Below are 26,988 nucleotides of genomic sequence, written 5' to 3'. Positions count from 1 at the left end.
TAAAAATAAAATAGATAACCTAACAAAAATAGGGATTTTTGAACGGAATTTGTATTAAAAATAGAAAATATCGTGCTATAATATATATTTGTATATAAGCTGGAACATGAAAGGATTTAAAAAATGAATAAAGTATTTTTAGCAGTATTACTCGCTACAGCACTCGCAGCGATTGAAGGAACGATTGTTGCAACTGCAATCCCGAGTATCACAGCAGATTTATCAGGTGTTGAGCTGATTAGTTGGATTTATTCAGCTTACTTATTAGCATCTGCCATTGCCACGATTCTATTCGGTAAATTAGCCGATATTTTTGGACGTAAAAAGATGATTATTATCGGGATTGGTATCTTCGTTACAGGTTCCTTACTAGCAGGAGTATCACAATCGATGGTACAACTCATTATTTTCCGAGCAATTCAAGGGATTGGTGCAGGTTCAATTCTTCCGATTACATTAACAATTGTTGGTGAACTATTCCCAACAGAAAAAGCACGAGCAAAAGGTCAAGGATATATTTCGATGATTTGGGGTGTCGCAGGTGTTATAGGTCCATTATTAGGTGGCTATTTAGTTGATCAACTATCTTGGCACTATATCTTCCTATTAAATGTACCATTCGGTTTAAGTGCATTATTCTTAATTGCACGTTACTATGATGAAAAAGTGCATAAAAAGAAACACCATATTGACTACTTAGGAGCAGTTATCTTTTCAATTACTGTTGTCACCTTCTTACTATCCATTATTAAAGGAAGTAACACAGGTATTTGGGGTTCAAACGAACAAATTGCGTATTATGCTATTTCACTGATTGGACTATTCCTATTCATTCGTGTCGAGTTACGCGCAAAAGAACCGATTATTCCATTAACACTTTTTAAAAACCGTCGTTTAATGACTGTAAATGGGCTAACATTTATGATGATGTCGATTGTCATTAGTGTTTCTGTCTACATTCCAATCTATGGTCAATCCATTTTAGGCAATAGCGCTACACAAGCAGGTTTACTTATTGCGCCGCTTACCGTCATGTGGACAGTTAGCTCTGTATTAGTTGGTACATTAGTCGGACGTTTCCCAAATAAAGTGATTATTCAAGCCGGTACACTGTTACTTGTCATAGGTACAACAATGTTAGCCTTTTTAACAACTGATTCATCGTACGTATATGTGGGTATAAGTACAGCAGTACTCGGTGCAGGAATGGGGTTAATTGCGCCACTCATTATTTTAACGGTTCAAGCAGCAGCAAAACCAGATGAAGTAGGCATTTCAATTGGTTTAAATTCATTTACGAATACCTTTAGTCAATCGCTTGGCGCAGCCTTTTTCGGTGTGTTATTTAACATCATGACAAGCCAACCTTTACGCGATTTAGATAAAGGTGAGATTCAATTGAATGGCTCGTTCGATCATCAATTATTTACAAAAGCTGAAATGAATGACTTACTTCATATTATTACGAGCGGTGTACAAGTGGTTTATATCGGTGCAGCTGTCTTTGCGGTAATCGCTTTTCTACTAGCGACAATGTTACAAAAAAATAAAGTTCGCCATTAATGGTTTTTATTTAGTAGAACGGTGTTTTTTGGTATAATAAGATTAATCACAGGCGGAAGGGTGAAGGTTCTTGAGAATAGTAGAATTTCACGACTTTGATATATTCAATATTAAATTCGATTTATTAGAAGAAAAAGAATTACTTGAGTTATTAGAAGCAAAACAAGTGGATGTTGACGATGATGATGAGTATCATCTTGTAAAAGACGTTAAAGTGGGTTTCTCAGAAGACTTAGAAGGCGCACAAATTATTGGTCAAATTGATTTAATCGATTTACAATTCCGTCGTCATATCGAAGCAACGATTAGTGGTTATTTCACAATTGACATGGAAGGTCAAATTGATATGGAAGCTGCTTCACAAAAGATGTATGAAGACGGTTGGTATGTATTAAAACAACAATTACGCCCAATCGTAAACTTTTTAACAACGATGGATTCGCGTAAAGCGGTTCATCTACCGTTAGACTTCTAAGAATCAACAAGTATAGAATCAAAAAAAGGAGCTACATTTCGTTGTTCCTTTTTTTGTTGCGACAAAGTAGATATGGAGAGAGATGGAAAGTATGAGCTTCAAACATAGCGTGCATCGAATTTCATGGGTACCGATTATAGCCTGTATAGCTGCTGGTTTATTCATGATAGCACTCTTTTTTATTGTTGGATTTCATGTGTTTTTTGAAAAGATGCCCCTTTTCTTAATTGAATGTGGGTTAGCTGGGTTGTTTATTTATTTTGGATTGTTTTTATGGTATCAGCGATTGAAAAAGCAACCAATTCATTATAATGATGAATGGATTACAGTGGATGGTGATGGTCATCGTATTTACTGGAACGAAATTGAATCCGTTCAATTTTCAAATGTCGGCGGTATGAAAACAACAACCATTGTCCCTAAAAAGCAATGTTATAAAATATTGAAACAACGAATGGGACGACATAATCTTCAAAAAGTATATGCATTTTATTGGTTTTATTTAGAGAGACCAAAACAACTGCACGACCAAATTATTCAACAGTGGTATCATGCACACAACAATAATACAAATCATCAATTAAAATAAATACAGGAGACGACATAAGTTTTCATGTCATCTTCTGTATTTTTTATTTTAAAATTAATCGTTTTTAATCGTAAAACCAAGACTCGATTTAAAATGTTGCAATGCCCATTCATGTCCTGTCTTATTAAAACTTGCGACACCATCTGTATAAATAGTGCAATCGTAGCCGAGATTATAAGCATCGACTGCCGTATGCAAAATGCAAATATCCGTGCAAACTCCAACAAGCGTTAGTTCGCGAATACCTCTTTCATTTAATAAAAGAGCAAGTGGAGTACCTGCAAAAGCACTATAACGCGTTTTATCAATCGAAAAAACATTCGGTTGACTTTTTATTTTTTCGTAAATTGTTTGAATGGAGCCATACAAGAGTCGTCCATCTGTTCCTTCTATATTATGTGGTGGGAATAGAGAAGATTCTGGATGATGTGGATCCTGTTTTTGATGTAAATCATTCAAGAAAAAAATACATTCTCCTTGCGTATGGAAAGTTTGAATCAGGCTCGAAATACGTTGTTCAATCAATTGACCAGGAATACCACACGTTAAGGCGCCATCTGTCGCGACAAAGTCACGTGTGTAATCAATAACAAGTAATGCTTTTTTCATAAAATTAATCCACTCCTTTTTAACCATTATAAGGGAGCAGACGAACGAAGACAAAAGATTGAAAAAAAGTTGTCACAAAATAGACAAAATGTTTTACTTTTTATTTTTCAGCATTTATAATAAAAACAATTCAAAAACAAGGGAGGTTTTTACAATGGAATTTTTAGAAACAAAAAAATTAAATCGTCAGGCTTTACTTTTCTTAGCAATCAATACATTAGTGATTCTCAACTTTGCGATTGATTTCTATGAATTTCATTGATGTATAATATGAACATACACATAACTTACTCCTTTATTTGAAATCTGAACGAATTCGTTTGATTCTCAAATAAAGGAGTATTTTTTTGTCTTAAATGGGTATTTAATGAAATGGAGGTGTTTTTTACATTGAAGAAATATAAAAGAGCTTTTGAAACACTTGAGCGCCCATTTGCGTGGCTTGATTTAGACGCACTTGATGCAAATATTGCAACCCTCTCTCTCCAAACAAAAGACAAGCGCGTCCGTATTGCGACTAAAAGTGTACGGTCAGTGGAAGTACTTCGTTATTTAGAAGAACATGTACCGTATATGTGTGGTTATATGACATATTCAGCAGCAGAAACAGACTATTTAGCACAACAGGGACTCAATCATTTTTTAATTGGCTATCCTGTTTATGAAACAGAATCTGTTCGAAATTTATGTAAATGGATTAAAAAAGGGAAGGATATCACCTTTATGATTGACGCACTTGCGCAAGCAGGCTGGCTCCACCAAATTGCAAAAGAGCAAGAAGTCAAAGTGAATGTGTGTATTGATTTAAATCTATCGATTAAAACACCTATTGTTTATTTTGGCACGCGTCGTTCATCGATTACGACAATTGATGATGCTTCGTTATTAATCGATCAACTTCAAGCGATGTCCTCACTTGAAATTGTTGGGGTTATGGGGTACGAAGCGCAATTAGCTGGTGTTCAAAATCAGCCGAAAAATAAAGCGAAAGGCTTAATGATCCAACAATTACAGCAACAAACAAAAGAGAAGGTAACGAAGTTAAGGCAACAAATGGTAGCGCTCGTAAAGCAAAAAGTAGGAGATTTACAATTTGTGAATGGTGGTGGCACAGGCAGTTTGGCGTTCACAGCGAATAGTAAAGAAGTAACGGAAGTAACAATTGGTTCTGGATTCTATGCACCGTCTATTTTTGATTTTCATAAATCAGTAAAGCTGGAATCAGCTGCTGGCTTCGCATTACGTGTTACGCGAAAGCCAACATCAGATACGATTGTTTGTCATGGTGGGGGGTATATCGCTTCAGGTATTTCAGAACAAAGAGAGCCGACAATTTTAAGTGCAGGTCTCACTTATTATCCAACTGAAGGGGCTGGGGAAGTACAAACACCTTTAAAAGTGAGTACGAAAGAGCATTATGAAATTGGAGATACAGTTTATTTTCGACATGTAAAGGCTGGTGAACTATGCGAACATTTTAAAGCACTTCACCTCGTACGCAGTGAAAAATATAAAGGAGCGTTTAACACATACAGGGGGGATGGACAATGCTTTCTATAAAAAAGATGCGACAAGGACGTTTTGAAAACTGGGCAGGGAATGTAAAAAAAGAAGGCTGCACACCACATGAACCACAGACGATTGAAGAAATATGTACATTCGTTTCACAGGTGTATGAAAAAGGGGGGATGATTCGCTCGGTTGGCGCGGCACATTCATTCAGTCCGGTAGCAAAACCAGAGCAGCATCTAGTATCACTTCATCATATGCGTGGTTTATTAGATGTAGATGCGGTAACACAACAAGCGACTTTTTGGGGTGGCACTTACTTACATGAAGTAGGACCGATTTTAGCACGTTATAATTTGGCACTTGAGAATATGGGCGACATTGCAGAGCAAACGATTGCCGGAGCCATCTCAACAGGTACACATGGTACAGGTTTAAAGCTCACCTCGCTTTCTAATCAAGTAGTGAAATGGGGATTTATAGATGGACAGGGGAAGCTACAAGAAGTGACGCGCAGTTCAGATGCACTCTCACAATCCCTCCATCTTTCGCTCGGTCTACTTGGCGTGATTGTCTACGTGACATTCCAAGCTGTTCCACTCTATGAACTGCAATATGTTTCACGTCATGTCGATGTAGCCGACACTTTAAAAAACGCCCATTTAATTACGCGAGCACATCGTCATGCGGAATGGTTCTACTTTCCTGGACAAAAGAAAATGCAGTTGAAGACGATGCGACAAGTCGAGCCATCCAATCAAAGCGAACCCTATATTCAGCACCAAATCGATCAATTTATCGAAAATACATTATTTCAAGCGCTCTCTACGACTTGTAAGTGGTATCCGAAAGCGACAAAATGGGTTAGTGAACTGGCAGCGAATGCTGTTCCAAATGGTCGGAAAAGAGGACTTAGTTATGAAATTTTTCCGTCTAAACGTCAAGTACGATTCGTCGAGATTGAATATGCGGTTGCCATTGAACAAATGACAACTGTTTTAGAAGAAATACATTTTGTACTCAAATCGCATCCGTTTGCTGTTCATTTTCCGATTGAGATTCGTGTTGCCAAAGGAGAAAGTGGCTTTCTTAGTCCAACGCAAGAACAAGATACAGCCTATTTTGCATTTCATATGTATCAAGGTATGGACGAAGAACCTTACTTTAAGTGGGTGCATACACTTATGAAAAAATATAAAGGGCGCCCGCATTTTGGTAAGATGAATGAACTAGATTATGAGCAGTTACAACAAGCCTATCCACAACTTCCACTCTTTTTAGAAGAACGACAAAAAGTAGATCCACAAGGTGTTTTTTTAACGCCATATTTCAAAGAATTATTCCAGCTTACGTAGTAGATACGTCTTATTTGTCTTTTGATTTAGAATTATTAAAGTTTTCTAAAAATATTGTTTTTTAAGGAATAATGACAATTTCGAGCAGATATAAGGATGAAAGCGTATTCAATAAAGATTCATTTTTTAGAATTGTTTAACAATTTAAAAAATAGCATTGACGTAACTGGAAAAACGCACTATGATAATAACAATTTAAAAAACGTATTTGAAACGACCAAATAAAATTTTCAAAGGGAAAGCGATGTGAACGAAATGACAGAACAAAAGATATTTTTAGATGGAGAGTTTGTTGCAAAAGAAGATGCAAAAATTTCAGTCTATGATCATGGTCTTCTATATGGAGATGGTATTTTTGAAGGCATTCGCGTTTACAACGGAAATATCTTTCGTTTAAAACAGCATTTAGTTCGTTTATATGAATCAGCAAAGTCGATTCTGCTCACAATCCCTTACACAATTGAAGAAATGACAGAGATTGTTGTTGAATCTGTTCGCGTAAATGAATTGAAAAGTGCGTATATCCGTTTAGTTGTCACGAGAGGCGTTGGCAACTTAGGGATTGATCCATCAAGTTGTAAAAAAGCGAGTGTCATTGTTATTGTAGAACCACTCGCTCTATTTAAAGAAGAATTATATGAGACGGGCATTAAAATCGTGTCGGCATCAAGTCGTCGCAATCGTTCAGATGTATTGAGTCCAAAAACAAAGTCACTCAACTACTTAAATAATGTACTCGTCAAGATTGAAGCGAATTTAGCAGGCGTTCCAGAAGCGCTCATGATGAATTCAGAAGGATATGTAGCAGAAGGCTCAGCAGATAATATTTTCATTGTGCGAGGCAAAGAGCTGATTACGCCTCCTGGCTATGTTGGTGCCTTAGAGGGAATTACACGTAATGCGATTCTCGAAATTGCACGTGAACAAGGCTATGAGGCGAAGGAAGAAGTCTTTACTCGACATGATGTATACGTGGCTGACGAAGTATTTTTAACAGGAACAGCAGCAGAAGTTATCGCTGTTATTGAAGTGGACGGACGTGTCATTGGTACAGGGAAGCCTGGAAAAGTCACAAACGACCTACTCAAGACGTTCCGAAAAATCGTCGAGCAAGACGGTACAAAAGTATAAACTAACAACTTAAGAAAAATAGGCGGTGTCAGCATGCGTAGTGATATGATTAAATTAGGTGTGGACAGAGCGCCACACCGTAGCTTACTTTATGCTACAGGTATTAAGACAAAAGATTTAGAAAAGCCATTTATCGGTGTATGTAACTCATATATCGACATCATTCCAGGGCACAAGCACTTACAAGAGTTCGGTGCGATGGTGAAAAAGGCGATTATTGAAGCTGGTGGTGTACCATTCGAATTCAATACAATCGGTGTAGATGATGGAATTGCGATGGGACATATCGGAATGCGTTATTCATTACCAAGTCGTGAGTTAATTGCAGATTCAGCAGAAACCGTAATTAATGCACACTGGTTTGACGGTGTATTCTACATTCCAAACTGCGATAAAATCACGCCAGGTATGCTTATGGCAGCTGTTCGTACGAATGTACCGTCGATTTTTGTTACAGGCGGTCCAATGGAAGCGGGCGTATCAGCTGATGGTGAAGCACTGTCACTTACATCTGTATTTGAGGGTGTTGGCGCATACAAATCAGGAAAAATGTCAGCAGAACAATTACTAGATATTGAGGAAAATGCTTGTCCAACATGTGGTTCGTGTTCGGGTATGTTTACTGCAAACTCGATGAACTCATTAATGGAGATGCTAGGAATGACGGTTCCAGGAAATGCAACGATTGTCGCAACTTCTGAAGAACGTTATGAGCTAATTAAGCAAGCCGCAATTCATTTAGTCGAGATGGTTAAAAAAGACATTAAACCACGCGACATTGTGACAAAAGAAGCGATTGATGATGCGTTTGCATTAGATATGGCAATGGGCGGTTCAACGAATACCGTTTTACATACGCTTGCGATTGCGCATGAAGCAGGAATTGACTACAACATTGAAGATATTAATGAAGTAGCGAAGCGAATTCCTTATTTAGCTAAAATTATGCCAGCTTCAGACGTATCCATGCACGATGTCCATTTAGCAGGTGGTATTTCTGCTATTATTAACGAATTAGTATCGATTCCAGGAGCGATTACAGCCGACCGTATAACGGTTACAGGAAAAACATTGCGCGACAATGTAAAAGATGCTAACATTACAAACACTCAAGTGATTCGCACAAAAGACGATCCGTACAGTAAAGTTGGTGGCTTATCGATTTTATTCGGTAACATTGCACCGAATGGAGCTGTAATCAAAGTAGGAGCTGTTGATCCATCGATTACAACATTCCGCGGAGAAGCGATTGTGTTCAACTCACAAGAAGAAGCACAAGAAAAAATTGATGATGGTACAGTTCAAAAAGGACATGTTGTCGTCATTCGATATGAAGGTCCAAAAGGCGGTCCAGGTATGCCGGAAATGCTAGCTCCAACATCTGCGATTCAAGGTCGTGGACTTGGAAAAGACGTCGCACTTATTACAGACGGACGTTTTTCAGGCGCATCACGCGGTATCTCAATCGGACATATTTCGCCAGAAGCTGCTGAAGGTGGTCCACTAGCACTTGTACAAAACGGTGATATCATCTCAATTGATTTACCAAACCGTACGATGAATGTGGAATTATCAGAAGAAGAAATGGAAGAGCGTCGTCAAAACTTACCTACATTTGAACCAAAGATTAAAAAAGGTTGGTTAGCACGTTATTCACATCTTGTCACATCTGCTTCTACAGGTGGAGTTATGAAATTCTAAAAATTCAAAATAATTAAATAATATAAATCGTTGATGAGGTTAAAGGTTTTGACCATCTATATTTTCAGAGAGCCGGGTTGCTGTGAGCCGGTAGTATAGCCAAAACTGACATCCCCTCGGAGTGGGTTATTAAACGCTACATTAGTTATTAGATAACCTCGGGCGCATACTTTTGTGCTTGTTAAATAAAGAAACTACTCTATTCGCTAGGTGAATAGGGAGCATAGTTTCATGAGGTAGTATTTTACTACGAATAAAGGGTGGTACCATGAAAAGCTTTTTTCATCCCTACGTGAAGGTTTTCTTTTGCGTGGATGAAAAAGCTTTTTTCTTTATACATGTGATAATAACAAGGGAGGATCCATAAATGAATGCTCAAACTCAAGTTGAAACAACAAATCAAATCGATGCGGGTGTTTCGAAAGAAGTCACACCTCGAACCAAAATGACAGGTGCAGATGTATTTATTGATGCGCTGCATAAGCAACAAGTTGAAATTATCTTCGGTTATCCAGGTGGTGCAGTATTACCGCTTTACGACGCATTATATCGTAACCCATTAAAACATATTTTAGCACGACATGAACAAGGTGCGATTCACGCGGCTGAAGGTTATGCACGTGTAACAGGTAAACCGGGCGTTGTTATTGCGACATCTGGACCAGGTGCGACGAATCTTGTCACAGGTATTACGGATGCCATGATGGACTCGATTCCACTAGTCGTATTTACCGGGCAAGTTGCTACGACAGTTGTCGGAACTGACGCTTTCCAAGAGGCAGATATTGTAGGGATTACGCAACCGATTACAAAGCATAATTATCAAGTGAAAGATGTTCAAGATTTACCGCGAATTATTAAAGAAGCATTCCATATCGCCAATACAGGTCGTAAAGGTCCAGTATTAGTAGATATTCCAAAAGATATCGCGAATACAGTATTCGATGCAGAACAATTTGATGACGATGCACCGATTCATTTACCAGGCTATCAGCCGACCACACAACCGAACTTCTTACAAATTAAAAAGGCGATTGCTCTATTAGAAGAAGCAGAACAGCCTTTAGTATTAGCAGGTGCAGGTGTTTTAGCAGCAAATGCATCAGCTGAATTGACTGAATTTATTGAAAAATATAATTTACCAATTGTGAATACATTGCTTGGATTAGGTTGTATTGATGGAGAGCATAATCAGTTCTTAGGAATGGCGGGTATGCATGGTACATTCGCAGCGAATATGGCGATTAGTGAATGTGATGTACTTCTAAACATTGGTGCACGTTTTGATGACCGTTTAACAGGTGACTTAACGAAATTCGCACCAAATGCCAAAATCATTCATATCGATATTGATCCAGCTGAGATTGGGAAAAATGTTGAGACATTAGTACCGATTGTGGCGGATGCAAAATTAGCGCTACACGCACTATTATCAAAAGATTTTACAACACCAAACTTATCAAAATGGCATGAATATTTAACTGAGTGCAAGACTGAATATCCATTATGGTATGACGAAGAAGCAGCACAAGGTGAAATTTTACCACAACAAGCGATGGAAATTGTGAACCGCATCACAAAAGGCTCAGCAATTGTGACAACAGACGTTGGTCAACATCAAATGTGGGCTGCACAATACTATAAGTTCAAACAAGAGCATCAATGGGTAACATCCGGTGGACTTGGTACGATGGGATTCGGTTTCCCAGCTGCCATCGGAGCACAATTCGCTTTCCCTAACAAGAAAGTTATTTCAATTGTAGGTGATGCAGGTTTCCAAATGACGCTTCAAGAGCTTGCATTATTAAAAGAATTCAATTTACCTGTCAAGGTCGTTATTTTAAATAACGCATGTCTTGGTATGGTACGTCAGTGGCAAGAAACATTCTATGACGAACGCTATTCATCTTCTATGATTCCAGTTCAACCGGATTTCGTGAAGCTAGCAGAAGCGTATGGTGTAAAAGGTTATCAAATCGATGACTTGAATCGCCTTGAAGAACAATTATCAGAAGCGATTCTTTCAGATGAAGCAGCTGTAATTGATGTACGCGTAAAGCAACTAGAACTTGTAACACCAATGGTTGCACCTGGTAAGGGCTTAGCTGAAATGATTGGAGTGAAAAAAGGATGAGACGAGTAATTACAGTAACTGTTATTAATCAAAGTGGCGTATTGAATCGTGTGACAGGTCTACTGATGAAGCGCCAATTCAACATCGAAAGCATTACAGTAGGTCACACGGAGCAAGAAGGTATTTCAAAAATGACGTTCATCGTACATGTGGAAGATGAACGCAAAATTGAACAACTTGTCAAACAAGTTTCAAAACAAATTGATGTATTAAAAGTGAATGACATTACAGATAAATCCATCGTAATGCGTGAGCTTGCATTAGTTAAAGTTGTTGCTCCACCGAATTTGCGTGCGGAGATTAATTCAATTGTAGATCCATTCAGAGGATCAATCATCGACATTGGTAAAAATGTAGTAACGTATCAAATTGTCGGTGATCCAGAAAAGATTGACGCATTTATTGAACTCATTAAACCATATGGTATTAAAGAGCTAACAAGAACGGGTGTTACAGCATTTGTTCGAGATGCTCAAATCAAACCAGCACCGCAAATTTCGATTTTAAAATAAACTAAACAATATTAGGGGGAATTTACAATGGTAAAAATGTATTATAACCAAGATATCAACGAGGCAATCTTAAAGGACAAAAAAATCGCAGTAATCGGATACGGTTCACAAGGCCATGCACATGCATTAAACCTTAAAGAATCAGGTTTCGACGTACGCGTAGGTATTCGCCCAGGTGGATCAGCAGAGCGCGCTAAAAATGATGGTTTAGTTGTAAAAACAGTTGCAGAAGCAGCGAAAGAAGCAGACGTAATCATGATCTTACTTCCAGATGAGCGTCAAAAAGAAGTATATGAAGCAGAAATCAAAGACGGTTTAGAAGCAGGTAACGCACTTGTATTCGCACATGGTTTCAACGTTCATTATCAACAAATCGTACCACCAGCAGACGTAGATGTATTCTTAATCGCACCAAAAGGTCCAGGACACTTAGTTCGTCGTACGTACCAAAACGGTGCAGGTGTACCAGCATTAATCGGTATTTACCAAGATGCAACAGGTACAGCGAAAGATTTAGCTCTAGCTTGGGCTAAAGGAATTGGTTCAGCTCGCGCAGGTGTTCTTGAAACAACATTCAAAGAAGAAACAGAAACAGACTTATTCGGTGAGCAAGCTGTACTTTGCGGTGGCGCAGTTGAATTAGTAAAAGCTGGTTTCGAAACATTAGTTGAAGCAGGTTACCAACCAGAAATCGCTTACTTCGAATGTTTCCACGAATTAAAATTAATCGTTGATTTAATGTACGAAGGTGGAATCGACAACATGAACTACTCAATCTCTGATACAGCAGAGTGGGGCGAGTATGTTTCAGGTCCACGCGTTGTAACAGCAGCTTCTAAAGCAGCAATGAAAGACGTATTAACAGATATCCAAACAGGTAAATTTGCGAAAGAATGGATTGCTGAAAACGAAAATGATCGTCCACAGTACTCAGTGAAAAAACAAGCAGTACGCGATCACCAAATCGAAGAAGTAGGCGCTAAATTACGTGAAATGATGCCATTCGTTGGACAAAAAGCAAACAAAGAAGTTGTAACAAAATAATAAAATATGGGGTGTGGGAAGTATATGCTTCCCGCATATCACTCCATACTTGTTATTTTCGCACGATTTGATTTAAGGGGGAAATTATAATGGAAAAGAAAATTACAGTGTTACCAGGAGACGGTATTGGCCCAGAAGTAGTAACTGCGGCTGTTGAAGTATTAGGTGCAATCGCACAAAAGTATGATCATCAATTTCATTTTGCATATGGTGCAATTGGCGGTGTAGCCATTGACCAATATCAAGATCCACTACCACAAAATACGATTTCACTATGTGAAGAAAGCGACGCTATTTTATTAGGCGCAGTTGGTGGACCGAAATGGGATCATAACCCAGCAGATTTACGCCCAGAAAAAGGACTACTCCGCATCCGTAAACACTTCGACTTATTTTCTAATTTACGACCTGTGCAAGCGATTCCGTCGATGCTCAAATCATCTCCTTTAAAAGAAGATATTGTGAAAGATGTTGATCTTCTAATCGTTCGAGAATTAACAGGCGGTTTATATTTTGGAGAACGTCATCGTACAGAGAACGAAGCACTTGATTCATTAACTTATACAAGAGAAGAAATCGAACGAATCGTCGATAATGCCTTCACACTAGCACGCTTACGTCGTAAAAAACTAACATCGGTTGATAAAGCCAATGTACTTGATACATCACGTTTATGGCGTGATATCGTAGATGAGAAAAAATCACAATATCCAGATGTAGAGGTAGAGCATAGTTTAGTTGATTCAACAGCAATGAAGCTAATTACAGCACCTGCAGAATATGATGTCATTGTGACAGAGAATATGTTTGGTGACATCCTAAGTGACGAAGCATCAGTTATTACAGGTTCATTAGGTGTATTACCTTCTGCAAGTATGCGTGCAGATAACTTCGGTTTATACGAGCCCGTACATGGTTCAGCACCTGAAATTGCTGGTAAAGGGATTGCAAACCCAGCAGCAACAATTCTTTCGGCAGCGATGATGTTACAATATTCATTTGGTTTATTAGAAGAAGCAAAAGCAATTGAAGACGCAGTGGCAGCTGTTTACGAAAAAGGATTCTTTACAGGTGATATGGCGCCAAAAGGTGTAGAAGCACTCTCTACAAATGACTGGACAGAAAAAGTATTACATGAAATCGAACCAGCTTATGTAAAAGAACAAACATTTATTTAATGATGATGAGGTGAAGAATATGGGGAAAAATATTATTGAAAAAGTATGGGATCAACATATTGTCTATCAAGAAGAAGGAAAACCAGATTTATTATATATTGATTTACATTTAGTACATGAAGTGACGTCACCACAAGCATTTGAAGGACTTCGTTTAAATAATCGTGTATTACGTCGTCCTGATTTAACATTTGCGACAATGGATCACAACGTACCAACGAAGAATTTACCAACAATCAATGACCCAATTGCAAAAAAGCAAATTACAACACTTGCGGATAACTGTAAAGAATTCGGTGTTGAATTGGCTGACATGGGGCATCCAGATCAAGGGATTGTCCACGTTATTGGACCACAACTTGGTTTAACACAACCAGGTAAAACAATCGTTTGTGGTGATTCACATACATCAACACATGGTGCATTCGGTGCGATTGCATTCGGAATTGGTACATCAGAAGTAGAACACGTCATGTCCACACAAACACTTTGGCAAGCAAAGCCAAAAACATTAGAAATTCGTGTAACAGGCGAGCTTGGTTTTGGCGTAACAGCAAAAGACGTCATTTTAGCGATTATTGCAAAATTCGGCATTGATGTTGGTACAGGGTACATTGCAGAATTCACAGGTGATGCGATTCATCAATTATCAATGGAAGAACGTATGACGATTTGTAATATGTCGATTGAAGCAGGTGCAAAAGCAGGTTTAATTAGTCCAGACGAAACAACGGTTGAATATTTACGCGGACGTAAATATGCACCACAAGGCGAAGCATTTGAACAAGCTGCGAAAGAATGGTTAGCACTTGCAACAGACGCAGATGCAACGTATGATCGTACAGTCGTTATTGATGGTTCTGAAATTGAACCATTCGTTACATGGGGAACAAATCCTTCAATGGGTACCGGGATTTCAAAAACAGTTCCATTTGCAAAAGATTTAGCAGATGAATCAGACCGTCAAGCGCTTGAAAAAGCACTAACATATATGGATTTAGAGCAAGGAACACCAATCGAAGACATCGCAATTCAACATGTATTCATCGGTTCTTGTACAAACTCTCGTCTACATGATTTACGTGCCGCTGCAGAAGTCATTCAAGGTAAAAAAGTAGCAGACGGTGTACGTGCTATTGTCGTACCAGGTTCTTATTCTGTGAAGCAATTAGCAGAAGCAGAAGGTTTAGACAAAATCTTCTTAGATGCAGGATTTGAATGGCGTGAATCAGGTTGTTCGATGTGTTTAGCAATGAATGAAGATGTTGTACCTGCAGGTGAGCGTTGTGCTTCTACATCGAATCGTAACTTTGAAGGTCGTCAAGGTGCAGGATCACGTACACACCTTGTAAGTCCGCCAATGGCAGCCGCAGCCGCAATCGCAGGCCATTTTGTTGATGTACGAAAAGTAATGAACGTACCTGTATAGGAGGGGAATTGTATGGAACCAATTAATATCGTAAAAAGTATTGTGACACCATTAAATCGTAAAAATGTCGATACAGACCAGATTATTTCAAAAGAGTTTTTAAAACGTATTGAACGTACAGGTTTTGGTCAATATGTATTCTATCATTGGCGTTTTGATGCAAATGATCAGCCAATCCAAGACTTCGTATTAAATCAGCCAAAATATGATGGTTCATCTATTTTAGTAGCACATGATAACTTCGGGTGTGGTTCATCGCGTGAACACGCACCATGGGCGATTTTAGACTACGGTTTCCGCGTTGTTATCGCACCAAGTTTTGCAGATATTTTCCATAATAACTGCTTCAAAAATGGAATTTTGCCGATTGAGTTACCTGTTGAACAAGTAGAGGCGATTTTAGCAAAAGCAGAGGCAGAAGATTTACAAGCCGTTGTAAATTTAGAGGAGCAAACCGTAACAGCTGGCGAAGATGTTTATCGTTTTGACATCGATCCTTACTATAAAAAAATGTTAATCAACGGTTGGGATGAAATTTCGTTGACGTTCCAATACGAAGAGTACATTTCAAAATTCGAACAACGTAAAGCACAAACTGTATAAATTAAGATAAGCTATCTATGGATGTTGGGGATTCCCAATCATTCAATAGATAGCTTTTTTATTTTTTTTTAATATTTTCAAAAAAATGAAACCTTTTATAAAAAGTATGCGACGATAGAGGTGAAGGGGTGAAAATATGACGATGGAAGAACTGATTGAGGCATATGCAGATTATTGTTATCGTGTCGCTTTTATTTATGTAAAAGACCACGGGGCAGCAGAAGAAATTGTACAAGATGTTCTACTCGCACATTATCGAAATGAACATGCTTTTGAACAACGTGCCTCTTTAAGAACGTATTTAGCCAAAATAACCGTACATAAAAGTCAAGATTATTTACGAAAGAAGAAAGGGAAGTGGCGCTTCTTTTTTACAAAAGAGAAGGAAGTCGACATAGGCGATTCGACGATTAACCCAGCGAATCTTTATGGAAGAAAAGAAAGAAATGGAGAAGTAGTAGATGCTGTTTTACAACTGGATGAAAAGTATCGTGCCATTATTTTATTTCATTATTTTGAGGAATATACGCTTGCAGAAATTAGTGAGATTTTATCGATTCCACTGAACACTGTAAAAACGCGTCACCAGCGTGCGAAACAACAACTCAAACAATCGTTAAAGGAGGTTTATTTTGATGAAGAATTTTAAACAATCATTTCAACGAGAGATGAATCAATATAAAATGTCAGAACAGGCAAAAGAGCGAATGATTCAAAAAGGAAAAAAAGAGAGAAGAAAAGTCATCTATAAACCCCTCCTATTAACTGCTTGTATGATGGTCGTATTCGCTGGCATTCTTCTTATGATTTTCCAACAACAAACGACACGCGTTGGACAAGCAGAAGATGGGATTCAGTCGATTCGAATTGATACAGAAGCGCGTTATGAAGAAGACGGAACAACATTAACGAATCAATGGTTTTCAAGCGAGCGAGAACTATCTTCTTCTAAATTTGAAGCATTTCAAAAAAAATTAAATGCGAGTCCTGTTATAAAAAAAGAAATAGAACCACCTTCTTTATACTATGTTGTCGAAGTAACGAAAGAGAACAACGAAGTCGAAACCTTTTTACTATTTTCGAATGACGAAGATACACAGTATTATGTAAAAGAACTTGATACAGATAAGATTTATAAATGGGCTGACAGTGTAGAGGAAACGGAACTCTTTTTCAAATTAAAACCAAGTGTTATGGAGATAGCACTCATCGCATTTATTTTATGTATACCCACTTTATTTTCAACATTATTCATTGAAAAAGAGAAGAAAGAACCCTATGAATATCAAAATAAAGTGAAAAATATTTTCGGGAAAATAGCATTCGTTACGACTATGCTTTTTGCATGGTACGTCATTTGGAAAACCAGAAATATTTTTTATGGTTTATTAATCTTTACATTTGCATCAATTATCGGTTCATTCAATAAAAACCATATTCGAATGAGCCGTCCAAATGCGATGAAGTTATTAGAAGGAACGAAGGATATACTGAGTTACACATATGCCTTTACAATATTTATTTTTATACTGTACCGTAATCAAAACGCTCTATACGTAGGAATTGCCTTTATTGTTTTAAGCTTTATTTTATGGTTTGTCATGAAAAATCGTGAAGAAGTAACGTGTCCACATTGCGACGAAGTGCTCGACTATCGGACGACGTGGAAACTTCAGTGGGGTATGAAGAAATATCAAGCATGTGGACATTGTGCACAACCGATTTATTTAAATAAAAGGCGCATTGATCTACAAGGCTTCCTGCTAAGTCTTGTGTTAGGCGCATTGTCAATCGGAGCGAATCTATATGGAATTCACATAGCGTATATTATTGGTGTCATCATCGTGTATGTTCTTTACTTTATATTATTTTCACCGCTCTTTATTCGTGTCGACAAAGAGGATAAACCACTTTGGTGATGAAAATAAAACCAACTATTGCATAAATTACTAGGGAGTGCTATACTCACCTTAACAAAATCATAGTGTGCTAGGAGTGCTGGTGTTGCCAGCTGAGATGGAGCCGTAAGCTCTGGATTCTTTCAACCTGATCTAGTTCATACTAGCGTAGGGAAGCCGTTTCGACCGAAAAAACAATTTCAGGTCCCTGTTTCGATACGTGTATGGAGACAGGGGCTTTTTCTAATTTCATAATGCTTCACCACTAGGGGTGCCGTTTTTACGTGCTGAGAGAGGTTTCGACACCTTAACCCTTATTACCTGATCTAGTTCGGACTAGCGTAGGGAAGTGGCATGCGATGATTCTGTCATTTGCAGCCATTTCGATTCTTTGTCGAGATGGCTTTTTTTATAGAGGAGGAAGATCATTGGAGAGTTTAGCTTTACAAGATGTCTGTTTTCGTTACGAAGAACAACCCATTTTAGACCATGTTCATTTTTCCATTCAAGAAGGTGAATTCGTTTCGTTAATTGGTCCAAGTGGTTGCGGAAAAAGTACGATTTTTCGTCTCATTACAGGTCTATCTCAGGCACAATCGGGACAAGTGACCGTAGCGAAACAACCGGTAGGCTATATGCCACAGCAAGATTTACTGCTTCCTTGGCGAACGGTATTACAAAATACATTGTTGCCATTAGAATGTCAGCGAATACCGAAAAAGAGAGCAGAAGAACAGAGTAAGGCGTTACTCGAGGAATTTGGTCTAGGAGCTTACATGCATAAAAAACCAAAAGACTTATCGGGTGGCATGCGCCAACGTGTTGCCTTCATTCGTGCATTGAATGCTTCACAAGATGTACTGTTACTCGATGAACCATTTAGTGCACTTGATGCACTGACGAAGATGGAGTTACAAGATTGGTTATACATACAAGCGAAGAAATGGCGTAAAACCATTTTATTTATTACGCATGATGTGGATGAAGCGCTCTATTTATCAGATCGTATTCTAACTGTACAGCAGACACCAATTCATACGCTACACGAAACGATTGTCCCAATGGAACATAAAAGACAGCGTTCAGATTTAGCAAGTAAGGAGGTGCAAGACGTGAAGCAACAACTGATTTACATGTTGCAACAAGGACGTCAGCAATTATGAGAAAAAATGCACCTGCGATTTACGTGAGTGTGGGACTGCTACTCATTTGGGAAGTATTTGCGCGCTGGCTAAATGAGATGTACATCTTACCGTCTCCAACAGCCATCTTACAAAAGATGTGGGATTTTAGAGAAGCTCTATTTACCGTCCATTTACCTGCAACACTACAAGTACTTTGGATTGGTTTACTAATTTCAATTATTTTAGGCATTGGCCTCGCGATTATGATGCACCTCAGTCATTGGTCGGAGCGCGCATTCTATCCGCTACTCGTCGCGTCACAGACGATTCCCATTACAGCACTCGCGCCCATTTTTGTTTTATGGTTCGGTTACACGATTTGGAGTAAAGTGCTTGTGACTGTCCTCATTGCGTTTTTCCCGATTGCGATGAGTATGTTTGATGGACTGCGTAGTACAAAGCGTGAACTAGAAGAACTCATGCGAACGTACGGGGCGACAAAATGGCAAATTTTTTGGAAGCTACAACTTCCGTCAGCGCTACCACAGCTATTCTCTGCTTTTAAAATCGCTGTACCGCTCAGTATTATCGGCGCAGCTGTTGGGGAGTGGCTCGGAGCACAGGCAGGTCTCGGTTACTTCAGTAAACGAATGATGACACAGTTAGACGGAGCAGGTGTATTTGCGCCTATCGTTCTATTATCTACGATGGCGATCATTGCTGTCTTCATCATTCGAATCATTGAAAAAAAATATATCGTTTGGAGGAAAGATTAATGCGTTTGATGAAATTTTTTGTACTATGTAGTTTGTTAGTTGTCGTATTAGCAGGTTGTTCAAGTAAAGCAAAAGATGGTAAAGAATTAAAAGAAGTGACAGTTATGCTCGATTGGTATCCGAATGCGATTCATAGCTTTCTCTATGTAGCGATGGAAAAAGGTTATTTTAAAGAAAAAGGACTTGATGTCAAACTACAATATCCATCGAATCCAACAGACCCACTGACTTTAACAGCTGCTGGAAAATCAACCATTGGTATTTACTATCAGCAAGATGTCATTATGGCACGTGCGAATGAAGGAGTTCCAATTCAGTCGATTGGTACGATTGTCCAATCACCACTTAGTCAATTGATGTCACTAAAAGAATCGAATATTCAACGACCACGCGATTTAGAAGGAAAAACAGTTGGTTATGGCGGTACACCATTAAGTGAAGCGACAATTAAAGCGATGGTAAAAGAAGATGGGGGCGACCCGAATCAAGTGAAGTTAGTCGACGTAGGCTTTGAATTAGTATCCGCACTCATTACGAAAAAAGTGGATGTTTTAGCAGGTGGTCTAATTAACCATGAGCTACCTGTCATGGAGGAAAAGGGCTATCCGATTTCAACAATGGACCCATCGGAATTCGGTGTACCAAAGAGTCATGAAATTGTCTTCGTAGCAAGTGACCGTACGATTGCGAAAGACGAAGCAACATTAAAAGCATTTTTAGAAGCAGCGAAACAAGGGTTTGATTATACGAAGAAGAATCCAGATGAATCGCTTGCTATTCTATTAGATCATCAAGAGAAAGACCAATTCCCACTGACGAAAAGTATCGAGGAAAAAAGCTTGAAGATTGTAACAGATAAGATGGAGACGAAGGAAGAGCCGTTCTTATCGGATAATCCAGCCAGCTGGGAAAAGCAAAATGAGTGGCTCGTTCAACAAAAAATTGCCGATAAAATGGTGCCAACAGACGAGCTATATAAAGAACTGGTGAAGTAGATGAAGATTCATGTTCTTTCAGATGGCAAGCAGACGAATGAACAGTTTGTAAAACGTGTTATGCATGCAGAAACCGAAATAGACGCACTACATTTTCGTGAATATGAACGCACAGCAAAGGAGTTATATCAGCTTATAGATCAGTGTCTACAAGCTGGTTTTCCTCTTCATAAAATGATCGTCCATGATCGGTTAGATGTTGCCCATGCACATCAAATTCAAACCGTTCAAGTTGGTTACAGAAGTCTACCTATTCCCGTAATTCGCGTGCGCTTTTCAGAATTTTCAATTATCGAATCAGTTCATTCTATTGAAGAATTACATAAGAGTGAGGCGGATCAATGTATGTTATCACCGATTTTTCATACAAGTTGTAAAAAAGATGCGATTCCTTTAGCAGCAGATATTCTCCAAACAGCGAAGCGTCCGTATATTGCATTAGGAGGGATTACGCCCCACAACGTACATCTTGTGAAAAGTGAAAGAATAGCGATTCGCTCGGGTTTTTGGGAGGCAGAAAATGGTTGTGACATATTAAAAATCTATCGTGAAATGAGGGAGAACTATGAAGAATTATGATGTCATCATCATTGGCGGCGGTGCAATCGGCAGTTCAATCGCCTATTCGCTTTCTAAACGAAAAAAGCGAGTAGCCATCATCGAAAAACAGATGATTGGCAGTGGTGCTTCATCTGCGGCTGCTGGTTTACTCGGTGTACAAGCAGAGTGGGATGCGGAAGATCCACTCTTTCACCTAGCACAGCAAAGTCGTCGATTATTTCCAAAACTTCAAGAGGAAATTCGTACACTCTCAGGCATTGATATTGGTTATGAACAAAAAGGAATCTTGCGCATCGCTCATACAGAACAAGAACTCGCACGTATTCATGACATTATGAACTGGCAAAGTGCGTGTGGTGAAGTGTGTGAAGCGATGACGATGGCACAAGTACAGCAGATAGAACCAGCAGTGTCATCTAAATTATATGGTGGTGTATTTTGCCGAGATGATGGGCATGTACTTGCAAAGGACTTAACAAAAGGCTATGCCGCGAGTGCCGCAGCACTTGGTTGTGCCATTTACGAACATACGGAAGTGACCCAGATTATAGAACAGCAAGGAGAAGTATGTGGTGTGCAAACAACAGCAGGCATGTTGGAAACGAAACAAATCATACTAGCAACGGGCGCATCAAATCAGACGCTGCAACAACATTTTGAAATTGAAGCGATTCCTGTGAAGGGGGAAGTCGTTTGCTTGCATAGTTATGAACCGATTTTACAAGTGCCACTATTTCGAGAACGATTTTATATTGCACCAAAACGAGGCGGTCATTACGTCATTGGGGCAACGATGAAGCGAGGTGACGTAACAAAGCACGTGGAAGCAGCAAGTGTGCAACATCTATTAAATCAAGCTTTTGAACTTGTACCAGCACTTCAACAGGCGACCTTTAAAACGAGCTGGGCAGGTTTGCGTCCAGACTGTTCTTTAGAACGACCACTTATGGCACAACATGCGACAACAAAAGGATTATGGTGTGCGGTTGGACATTACAGGAATGGTATTTTACTCAGTGCCATTACAGGTGAATATATGGCAAATCAATTAGAGGAGGTGACAAATACGTGCAATTACGTGTAAACGGTCATTTTATCGATGTACCAGAGGAAGTACAGACAGTCGCAGCACTTGTCGATTTTTTAGCACTTCAATCGAAAGTCATCATCGTGGAACAAAACGGTGCCATTTTACAGGCAGATGAGCATGAACGAGCAATTCAACCAAGCGATTCATTCGAAATCGTAACATTCGTAGGAGGCGGTTAATATGTTAACTATTGGAGAAAAACAATTCACATCACGTTTATTATTAGGAACAGGGAAATTTACAGATTTTGATGTACAACAACAGGCGATTGCAGCGTCGGAAACAGAAATCCTTACATTCGCAGTTCGTCGTATGAATATTTTTGAACCGACACAACCGAATTTATTAGAAAAAATTGATGTATCAAAATATACACTATTACCGAATACAGCAGGTGCAAAAACGGCAGAAGAAGCAGTTCGCATTGCACAACTCGCAAAAGCATCGGGGCTATGTGACATGATTAAAGTCGAAGTGATTGGTTGTGACCGTAGTTTATTACCAGATCCAATTGAAACATTGAAAGCAACCGAAAAATTATTAGAACTTGGCTTTATTGTATTACCTTATACGTCAGATGACGTGGTACTCGCACGCCATTTACAAGAGCTTGGTGCACATGCCATCATGCCAGGTGCTTCACCAATCGGTTCAGGACAAGGTGTTATTAATCCGCTGAACTTACAATTCATTATGGAACAATCAACAGTGCCTGTCATTGTCGATGCAGGGATTGGCACACCAGCAGATGCAGCTTATGCAATGCAGTTAGGTGCAGACGGTGTCTTATTAAATACAGCAGTAAGTGGCGCACAAAATCCAATTCAAATGGCACGCGCAATGAAGTATGCGATTGAAGCAGGGCGCATGGGGTATGAAGCAGGAGCCATTCCGAAAAAAGAATATGGTATTGCGAGTAGTCCGCAAAAAGGAATGAGTCCGATTGGATAGTGTACGTTATTCACGTCAAATTCTGTTTGAACCGATTGGCACAACAGGGCAGCAAGCATTACGAGATGCACATATCCTTGTGATTGGTCTTGGTGCATTAGGCAGTCAAATAACAGAACAATGTGTGCGAGCAGGTGTTGGACATCTGTCGATTGTTGACCGAGATTATGTCGACTACTCTAATTTACAACGTCAAACACTCTATCATGAACAAGATGCTGAACAAGGTTTGCCAAAGGCGGTTGCCGCACATCAACATCTACGCGCCATCAATCAATCCGTTCAAATTGATGCGTACATAGAAGATGTCAGTCCTGCTTTTTTAACACAATTTAAACAAGTCGACGTCATCATCGATGCGACAGATAATTTTGATATTCGTTTTATAGTCAACGACTTCGCCTATCAGCAACAGATTCCATGGATTTACGGTGCATGTGTCGGTTCATACGGTCTTTCCTATACTTTTTTACCGAATGAGACACCCTGCTTGCATTGTTTAATGCAAAAGATTCCACTTGGCGGTGCGACGTGTGACACAGCGGGAATTATCGCACCTGCTGTATCACAAGTTGTCGTCTGGCAAATGACGGAACTATTAAAAATTCTAACAAAACAATATGATGCACTACGCGGTACACTTATTTCAACAGATTTATGGAAGAATGAAATAGCCGAAGTGCGTGTACAAAGCTTAAAAGATCCAGCTTGTCCTTGTTGCTCATCTCATGCAACACATCCCTATTTACAAGCAGACAATCAATTGAAAACAGCGATATTGTGTGGGCGTGATACGGTTCAACTGCGTATGAATCAACGAGAAAATTGGTCTTTAGCTCAGTTTGCAGAAACATTACAAGGGCAAAATTATACACAAAATGACTATCTCATTCGCATTGAGGCAAAGCCCTATAAACTCGTCGTATTTCAAGACGGACGTGTGTTTGTTCATGGCACAAAAGATGTTCTTACTGCAAAAAAATTATATTATCAATATTTTTAACCAGAATACTTTAGCTTGGGTATAATAAGTATGAGGTGAAGAACATGGTTGAATATATAAAACCAACAGTAGAAGATGCGGCAGAGATTGTTGCATTTTATAATCGTGTCGGTGGTGAAACATCATATTTAAGTTTTGAACAAGATGAATATCCATTAACAGTGGAAGAACAGAGTGAAGCGATTGAACGTGACGCACAAGATGATAGTCAGTACATGTTGCTCGTGAAAGATGAAGGACGTATTATTGCGATTGGTACGATGACTACATCCCACAAAATAAAAGCACGTCATGTAACAGAGCTTGGTATTGTCGTTGAAAAAGCACAACACAGTAAGGGAATTGGTACAATTCTTATGAAAAAGTTGATTCAATGGGCGAGAGAGCAGCCATTCATTACGAAGATTCGTTTAGATACGCGTGCAGATAATTTAAAGGCTGTAGCACTTTACATTAAGCTTGGCTTTGTTATTGAAGGTACATTGAAGAATGAAACGTATTGGAATGACCAATACTTTGATCTGTATGTGATGGGAAAAGACGTCTAGTCCAAAAGAATTATTTTTTCTGTAACAGGAAAAGATGAAAATGAAAAGAGTTTTTCCTTAGGGAAATAATAAGTAAGCTAAACGCTTTTATACGAAGTGTTTAGCTTACTTTTTTTATAAAAGCTTATTTTTTTCTTATAAGAAACTTTTTTTCTTTATTTAAAAAACACGTAATAACGGAAAAAATCTTTGCATAGACTAAGAGCGATTTTGTTTGATATGATACGAAAGCACTTTCGACATCAGATGTCATTATTTGGAGGGTTTCTTTTGGACAAACAACAATCATTATTCGCCGCTTGGGTGAGTGTCATTAGCAATATTTGTTTAACGATTTTAAAAATCATTTCAGGCGTCGTATTCAAAAGCCAAGTTCTCCTCGCTGATGGAATACATAACGCAGCAGACGTTGTTGCTTCTGCGGTATCATTAGGCTCCATGAAAATCTCGAATCAACCAGCAGATGAAGACCATCCTTATGGACATGGGAAAGCAGAAGTTGTATCTTCCGCCTTTGTGTCCATTATTTTAATGTTGGCAGCAGTTTATATTGGGTATGAATCGATTCTTGCTTTATTTGAACCAGCGACAGAAGCACATATTTTAGCCTTTGTTGCAGCCGTTATTTCGCTTTTATGGAAAGCATGGCTCTATGTCTATACGATTCGCATTGGACGAAAAGAACGTAGCAAGGGATTAATTGCGACAGCTTATGACCATTTAGCCGATGTCTATGCCTCATTAGCAGCTGTTGTCGGTATCGGCATCGCGCTTATTAATCAATACATTATCGCAATTCCCTACGCTGCATATGGTGATCCTGTTGCAGGCATCATTGTCGCATTACTGATTTTAAAATTAGCGATTGGTATGATGAAAGAATCGATTGATATTTTAATGGAAGCAAGTATTCCATTGGAGCGAAGTCATCAATATTTTGAAACAATAAAGCAAATTACGTATGTCAAACGAATTGACAGTATTCGTGCGCGTAATCACGGACATTATGTATTAGTCGATGTACGTGTGGGTATTCAAGCAGACTTAACGATTCAACAAGGACATGATGTCTGTCGTGAAATTAAAAAACAAATTATGGAGCGCGATGAAGAAGTAACAGAAGTGTTAGTCCACCTTAATCCGTGGTACGCTGAAACAGAAGTAGCACGCACACCAGCGGAATTATAATGAAAAACCAGAATCGTATTACAATGCGATTTTGGTTTTTTGTTTTATTTTATTAAGTATGTATTATTCGCTTAATTAAAATCTGCAGTGAAGATTTAATTTTAAGTGGTATAATAAGGTTTAAATGTATTTTTTTAAAGTTAAAGTGATAAAACAAAAATATTAGGTGAGCTAACAACAGGTAGTAAGATAACTTATTTATTCAAAAAGAACAAATGGAGAGATTACTACACGGAAACAGGCGATAAAACATTAAGTACTAAGTGGAAAAGAATTAACGATACAGTGATTTTTGAAATGGATAAGTCTAATTCTACTAAACCATTTATTACTTTAATTGAAGATATTATGAAACCATTTGAATTTAGAAATAAGGTTGATTTGTGGAATGACTCTTTAAAAAATATTAATGAGATAATCGTTTTTTGTGGATTAGAGTTACTCTCAAATGGAAAAGTTATTACAGTGAAACCTGTGAACACTTTAGAAGAGGCCGCTAATAGAACTAATAACTTATATGAAAAATTAAATGAATATAATGTTCATTTAGAAGTAATAAAATATTGTAAACAGGAGTTGCTGCAAGAAAATTATTTCCATGCGATATTAGAAGCAAGTAAAGGTATATTACAGCGTATTAGAGATTTAAATTTATCTAGTAAGGATGGAAATACATTAATTAACGATTCATTTAATTTGAAAAACCCTTCAATTCTTATTAAAGGCAATTTAATATCTAATGATACAGAAAAGAGTCAATATCAAGGTCTAAAATCTTTATTAAACACTATTTGTTATTTATATAGAAATCCAACTGCTCATTCACCAAAGATGTACGATGATAGAAGTGAAGGAGATGCTATTCAAGCTTTATTATTAATTTCAATGGCTCATTCCCATTTAGATAACTGTGAATGTATTAGATTTTTAGAAGTTTAAAATAATTATTTTAAGTATTATAAAAAATTATATGTATTTTTCAAGAGCAAGATACATAAGTTTACTAGTTTTTAATCTATTTG

At 38.4% G+C, this 26,988-nt stretch carries 27 protein-coding genes and 2 riboswitches; of the genes, 26 read left to right on the top strand and 1 reads right to left on the bottom strand.

What is annotated here, in order from left to right; genetic code table 11:
* Positions 1-123 precede the first annotated feature (123 nt).
* The 3 genes from ASO14_RS07880 (at position 124) to ASO14_RS07870 (ending at position 2,627) form a co-directional block, all read left to right on the top strand.
* Positions 124-1,563 (top strand): DHA2 family efflux MFS transporter permease subunit, encoded by a 1,440-nt coding sequence (locus ASO14_RS07880; RefSeq protein WP_068453619.1) that lies wholly within the window; start codon positions 124-126, stop codon positions 1,561-1,563.
* A 70-nt stretch (positions 1,564-1,633) separates the two neighbouring features.
* Entirely contained in the window at positions 1,634-2,038 is a 405-nt protein-coding gene (locus ASO14_RS07875; protein ID WP_068453618.1) for a hypothetical protein, read from the top strand.
* 91 nt (positions 2,039-2,129) lie between these two features.
* On the top strand, positions 2,130-2,627 hold the full coding sequence (locus tag ASO14_RS07870; protein WP_087680637.1) for a hypothetical protein: 498 nt from the start codon (positions 2,130-2,132) through the stop codon (positions 2,625-2,627).
* Positions 2,628-2,681: 54 nt separating this feature from the next.
* On the opposite strand, the gene ASO14_RS07865 is transcribed toward ASO14_RS07870, so the two are convergent.
* Positions 2,682-3,236 (bottom strand): cysteine hydrolase family protein, encoded by a 555-nt coding sequence (locus tag ASO14_RS07865; RefSeq protein WP_068453615.1) that lies wholly within the window; start codon positions 3,234-3,236, stop codon positions 2,682-2,684.
* 390 nt (positions 3,237-3,626) lie between these two features.
* Between ASO14_RS07865 and ASO14_RS07860 the strand changes: the two genes are divergently transcribed.
* The 23 genes from ASO14_RS07860 to ASO14_RS07750 all read left to right on the top strand — a co-directional run bounded on the left by ASO14_RS07860 (position 3,627) and on the right by ASO14_RS07750 (position 26,905).
* Positions 3,627-4,796 carry an alanine racemase gene (locus ASO14_RS07860; RefSeq protein WP_231726940.1) on the top strand — a complete coding sequence of 390 codons (1,170 nt, stop codon included), beginning with the start codon at positions 3,627-3,629 and terminating at the stop codon, positions 4,794-4,796.
* Positions 4,784-6,100 (top strand): D-arabinono-1,4-lactone oxidase, encoded by a 1,317-nt coding sequence (locus ASO14_RS07855; RefSeq protein WP_068453611.1) that lies wholly within the window; start codon positions 4,784-4,786, stop codon positions 6,098-6,100. Before ASO14_RS07860 ends, ASO14_RS07855 begins: the two co-directional genes overlap by 13 nt.
* 255 nt (positions 6,101-6,355) lie before the next feature.
* Complete coding sequence (gene ilvE / locus ASO14_RS07850; RefSeq protein ID WP_068457391.1) at positions 6,356-7,231, top strand: branched-chain-amino-acid transaminase; 876 nt, start codon at positions 6,356-6,358, stop codon at positions 7,229-7,231.
* Between the two features lie 33 nt (positions 7,232-7,264).
* Positions 7,265-8,932: a dihydroxy-acid dehydratase gene (gene ilvD, locus ASO14_RS07845; protein ID WP_068453609.1), complete on the top strand. Its 1,668-nt coding sequence runs from the start codon at positions 7,265-7,267 to the stop codon at positions 8,930-8,932.
* A gap of 445 nt (positions 8,933-9,377) precedes the next feature.
* Complete coding sequence (gene ilvB, locus ASO14_RS07840; protein WP_231727001.1) at positions 9,378-11,066, top strand: biosynthetic-type acetolactate synthase large subunit; 1,689 nt, start codon at positions 9,378-9,380, stop codon at positions 11,064-11,066.
* Positions 11,063-11,578 (top strand): acetolactate synthase small subunit, encoded by a 516-nt coding sequence (ilvN, locus tag ASO14_RS07835; protein WP_068453605.1) that lies wholly within the window; start codon positions 11,063-11,065, stop codon positions 11,576-11,578. The genes ilvB and ilvN overlap by 4 nt, the downstream gene beginning before the upstream one ends.
* 27 nt (positions 11,579-11,605) lie before the next feature.
* The gene (ilvC, locus tag ASO14_RS07830) at positions 11,606-12,622 is read left to right on the top strand and encodes a ketol-acid reductoisomerase (protein ID WP_068453603.1); all 1,017 of its coding nucleotides are present in this window, start codon (positions 11,606-11,608) and stop codon (positions 12,620-12,622) included.
* Between the two features lie 89 nt (positions 12,623-12,711).
* Complete coding sequence (leuB, locus tag ASO14_RS07825) at positions 12,712-13,800, top strand: 3-isopropylmalate dehydrogenase (RefSeq protein WP_068453601.1); 1,089 nt, start codon at positions 12,712-12,714, stop codon at positions 13,798-13,800.
* Between the two features lie 19 nt (positions 13,801-13,819).
* Positions 13,820-15,229, top strand: a complete 1,410-nt coding sequence (leuC, locus tag ASO14_RS07820) for a 3-isopropylmalate dehydratase large subunit (RefSeq protein ID WP_068453599.1) — start codon at positions 13,820-13,822, stop codon at positions 15,227-15,229.
* A 12-nt stretch (positions 15,230-15,241) separates the two neighbouring features.
* A complete protein-coding gene (leuD, locus tag ASO14_RS07815) occupies positions 15,242-15,832 on the top strand; it encodes a 3-isopropylmalate dehydratase small subunit (RefSeq protein ID WP_068453598.1) in 591 nt (196 codons plus the stop codon).
* Positions 15,833-15,968: 136 nt separating this feature from the next.
* Complete coding sequence (locus tag ASO14_RS07810) at positions 15,969-16,481, top strand: RNA polymerase sigma factor (protein ID WP_068453596.1); 513 nt, start codon at positions 15,969-15,971, stop codon at positions 16,479-16,481.
* Complete coding sequence (locus ASO14_RS07805; protein ID WP_068453594.1) at positions 16,468-17,751, top strand: hypothetical protein; 1,284 nt, start codon at positions 16,468-16,470, stop codon at positions 17,749-17,751. The genes ASO14_RS07810 and ASO14_RS07805 overlap by 14 nt, the downstream gene beginning before the upstream one ends.
* A 62-nt stretch (positions 17,752-17,813) precedes the next feature.
* Positions 17,814-17,922: riboswitch (TPP riboswitch) on the top strand.
* 65 nt (positions 17,923-17,987) lie between these two features.
* A riboswitch (TPP riboswitch) is annotated at positions 17,988-18,095 on the top strand.
* A gap of 21 nt (positions 18,096-18,116) precedes the next feature.
* The gene (locus ASO14_RS07800; RefSeq protein WP_409136208.1) at positions 18,117-18,893 is read left to right on the top strand and encodes an ABC transporter ATP-binding protein; all 777 of its coding nucleotides are present in this window, start codon (positions 18,117-18,119) and stop codon (positions 18,891-18,893) included.
* A complete protein-coding gene (locus ASO14_RS07795) occupies positions 18,890-19,630 on the top strand; it encodes an ABC transporter permease (protein ID WP_068453590.1) in 741 nt (246 codons plus the stop codon). Before ASO14_RS07800 ends, ASO14_RS07795 begins: the two co-directional genes overlap by 4 nt.
* The gene (locus ASO14_RS07790; protein WP_068453588.1) at positions 19,630-20,625 is read left to right on the top strand and encodes an ABC transporter substrate-binding protein; all 996 of its coding nucleotides are present in this window, start codon (positions 19,630-19,632) and stop codon (positions 20,623-20,625) included. The genes ASO14_RS07795 and ASO14_RS07790 overlap by 1 nt, the downstream gene beginning before the upstream one ends.
* The gene (locus ASO14_RS07785; protein WP_068453587.1) at positions 20,626-21,204 is read left to right on the top strand and encodes a thiamine phosphate synthase; all 579 of its coding nucleotides are present in this window, start codon (positions 20,626-20,628) and stop codon (positions 21,202-21,204) included.
* Complete coding sequence (gene thiO, locus ASO14_RS07780) at positions 21,191-22,270, top strand: glycine oxidase ThiO (RefSeq protein ID WP_068453585.1); 1,080 nt, start codon at positions 21,191-21,193, stop codon at positions 22,268-22,270. The genes ASO14_RS07785 and thiO overlap by 14 nt, the downstream gene beginning before the upstream one ends.
* The gene (gene thiS, locus ASO14_RS07775) at positions 22,255-22,455 is read left to right on the top strand and encodes a sulfur carrier protein ThiS (protein ID WP_068453583.1); all 201 of its coding nucleotides are present in this window, start codon (positions 22,255-22,257) and stop codon (positions 22,453-22,455) included. Before thiO ends, thiS begins: the two co-directional genes overlap by 16 nt.
* A 1-nt stretch (position 22,456) precedes the next feature.
* On the top strand, positions 22,457-23,227 hold the full coding sequence (locus tag ASO14_RS07770; RefSeq protein ID WP_068453581.1) for a thiazole synthase: 771 nt from the start codon (positions 22,457-22,459) through the stop codon (positions 23,225-23,227).
* Positions 23,220-24,230: a ThiF family adenylyltransferase gene (locus ASO14_RS07765; protein WP_068453579.1), complete on the top strand. Its 1,011-nt coding sequence runs from the start codon at positions 23,220-23,222 to the stop codon at positions 24,228-24,230. The genes ASO14_RS07770 and ASO14_RS07765 overlap by 8 nt, the downstream gene beginning before the upstream one ends.
* Before the next feature lie 44 nt (positions 24,231-24,274).
* Positions 24,275-24,778, top strand: a complete 504-nt coding sequence (locus ASO14_RS07760; RefSeq protein ID WP_068453577.1) for a GNAT family N-acetyltransferase — start codon at positions 24,275-24,277, stop codon at positions 24,776-24,778.
* A gap of 270 nt (positions 24,779-25,048) precedes the next feature.
* Entirely contained in the window at positions 25,049-25,966 is a 918-nt protein-coding gene (locus tag ASO14_RS07755) for a cation diffusion facilitator family transporter (protein WP_231726939.1), read from the top strand.
* 285 nt (positions 25,967-26,251) lie between these two features.
* Positions 26,252-26,905, top strand: a complete 654-nt coding sequence (locus tag ASO14_RS07750) for a TIGR02391 family protein (RefSeq protein ID WP_197409916.1) — start codon at positions 26,252-26,254, stop codon at positions 26,903-26,905.
* Positions 26,906-26,988 lie beyond the last annotated feature (83 nt).

This window comes from Kurthia sp. 11kri321 (assembly GCF_001534765.1).
Classification (GTDB): domain Bacteria; phylum Bacillota; class Bacilli; order Bacillales_A; family Planococcaceae; genus Kurthia; species Kurthia gibsonii.
Note: the sequence above shows the minus strand (reverse complement) of the source record. Positions and strands in the feature narration are given on the sequence as shown.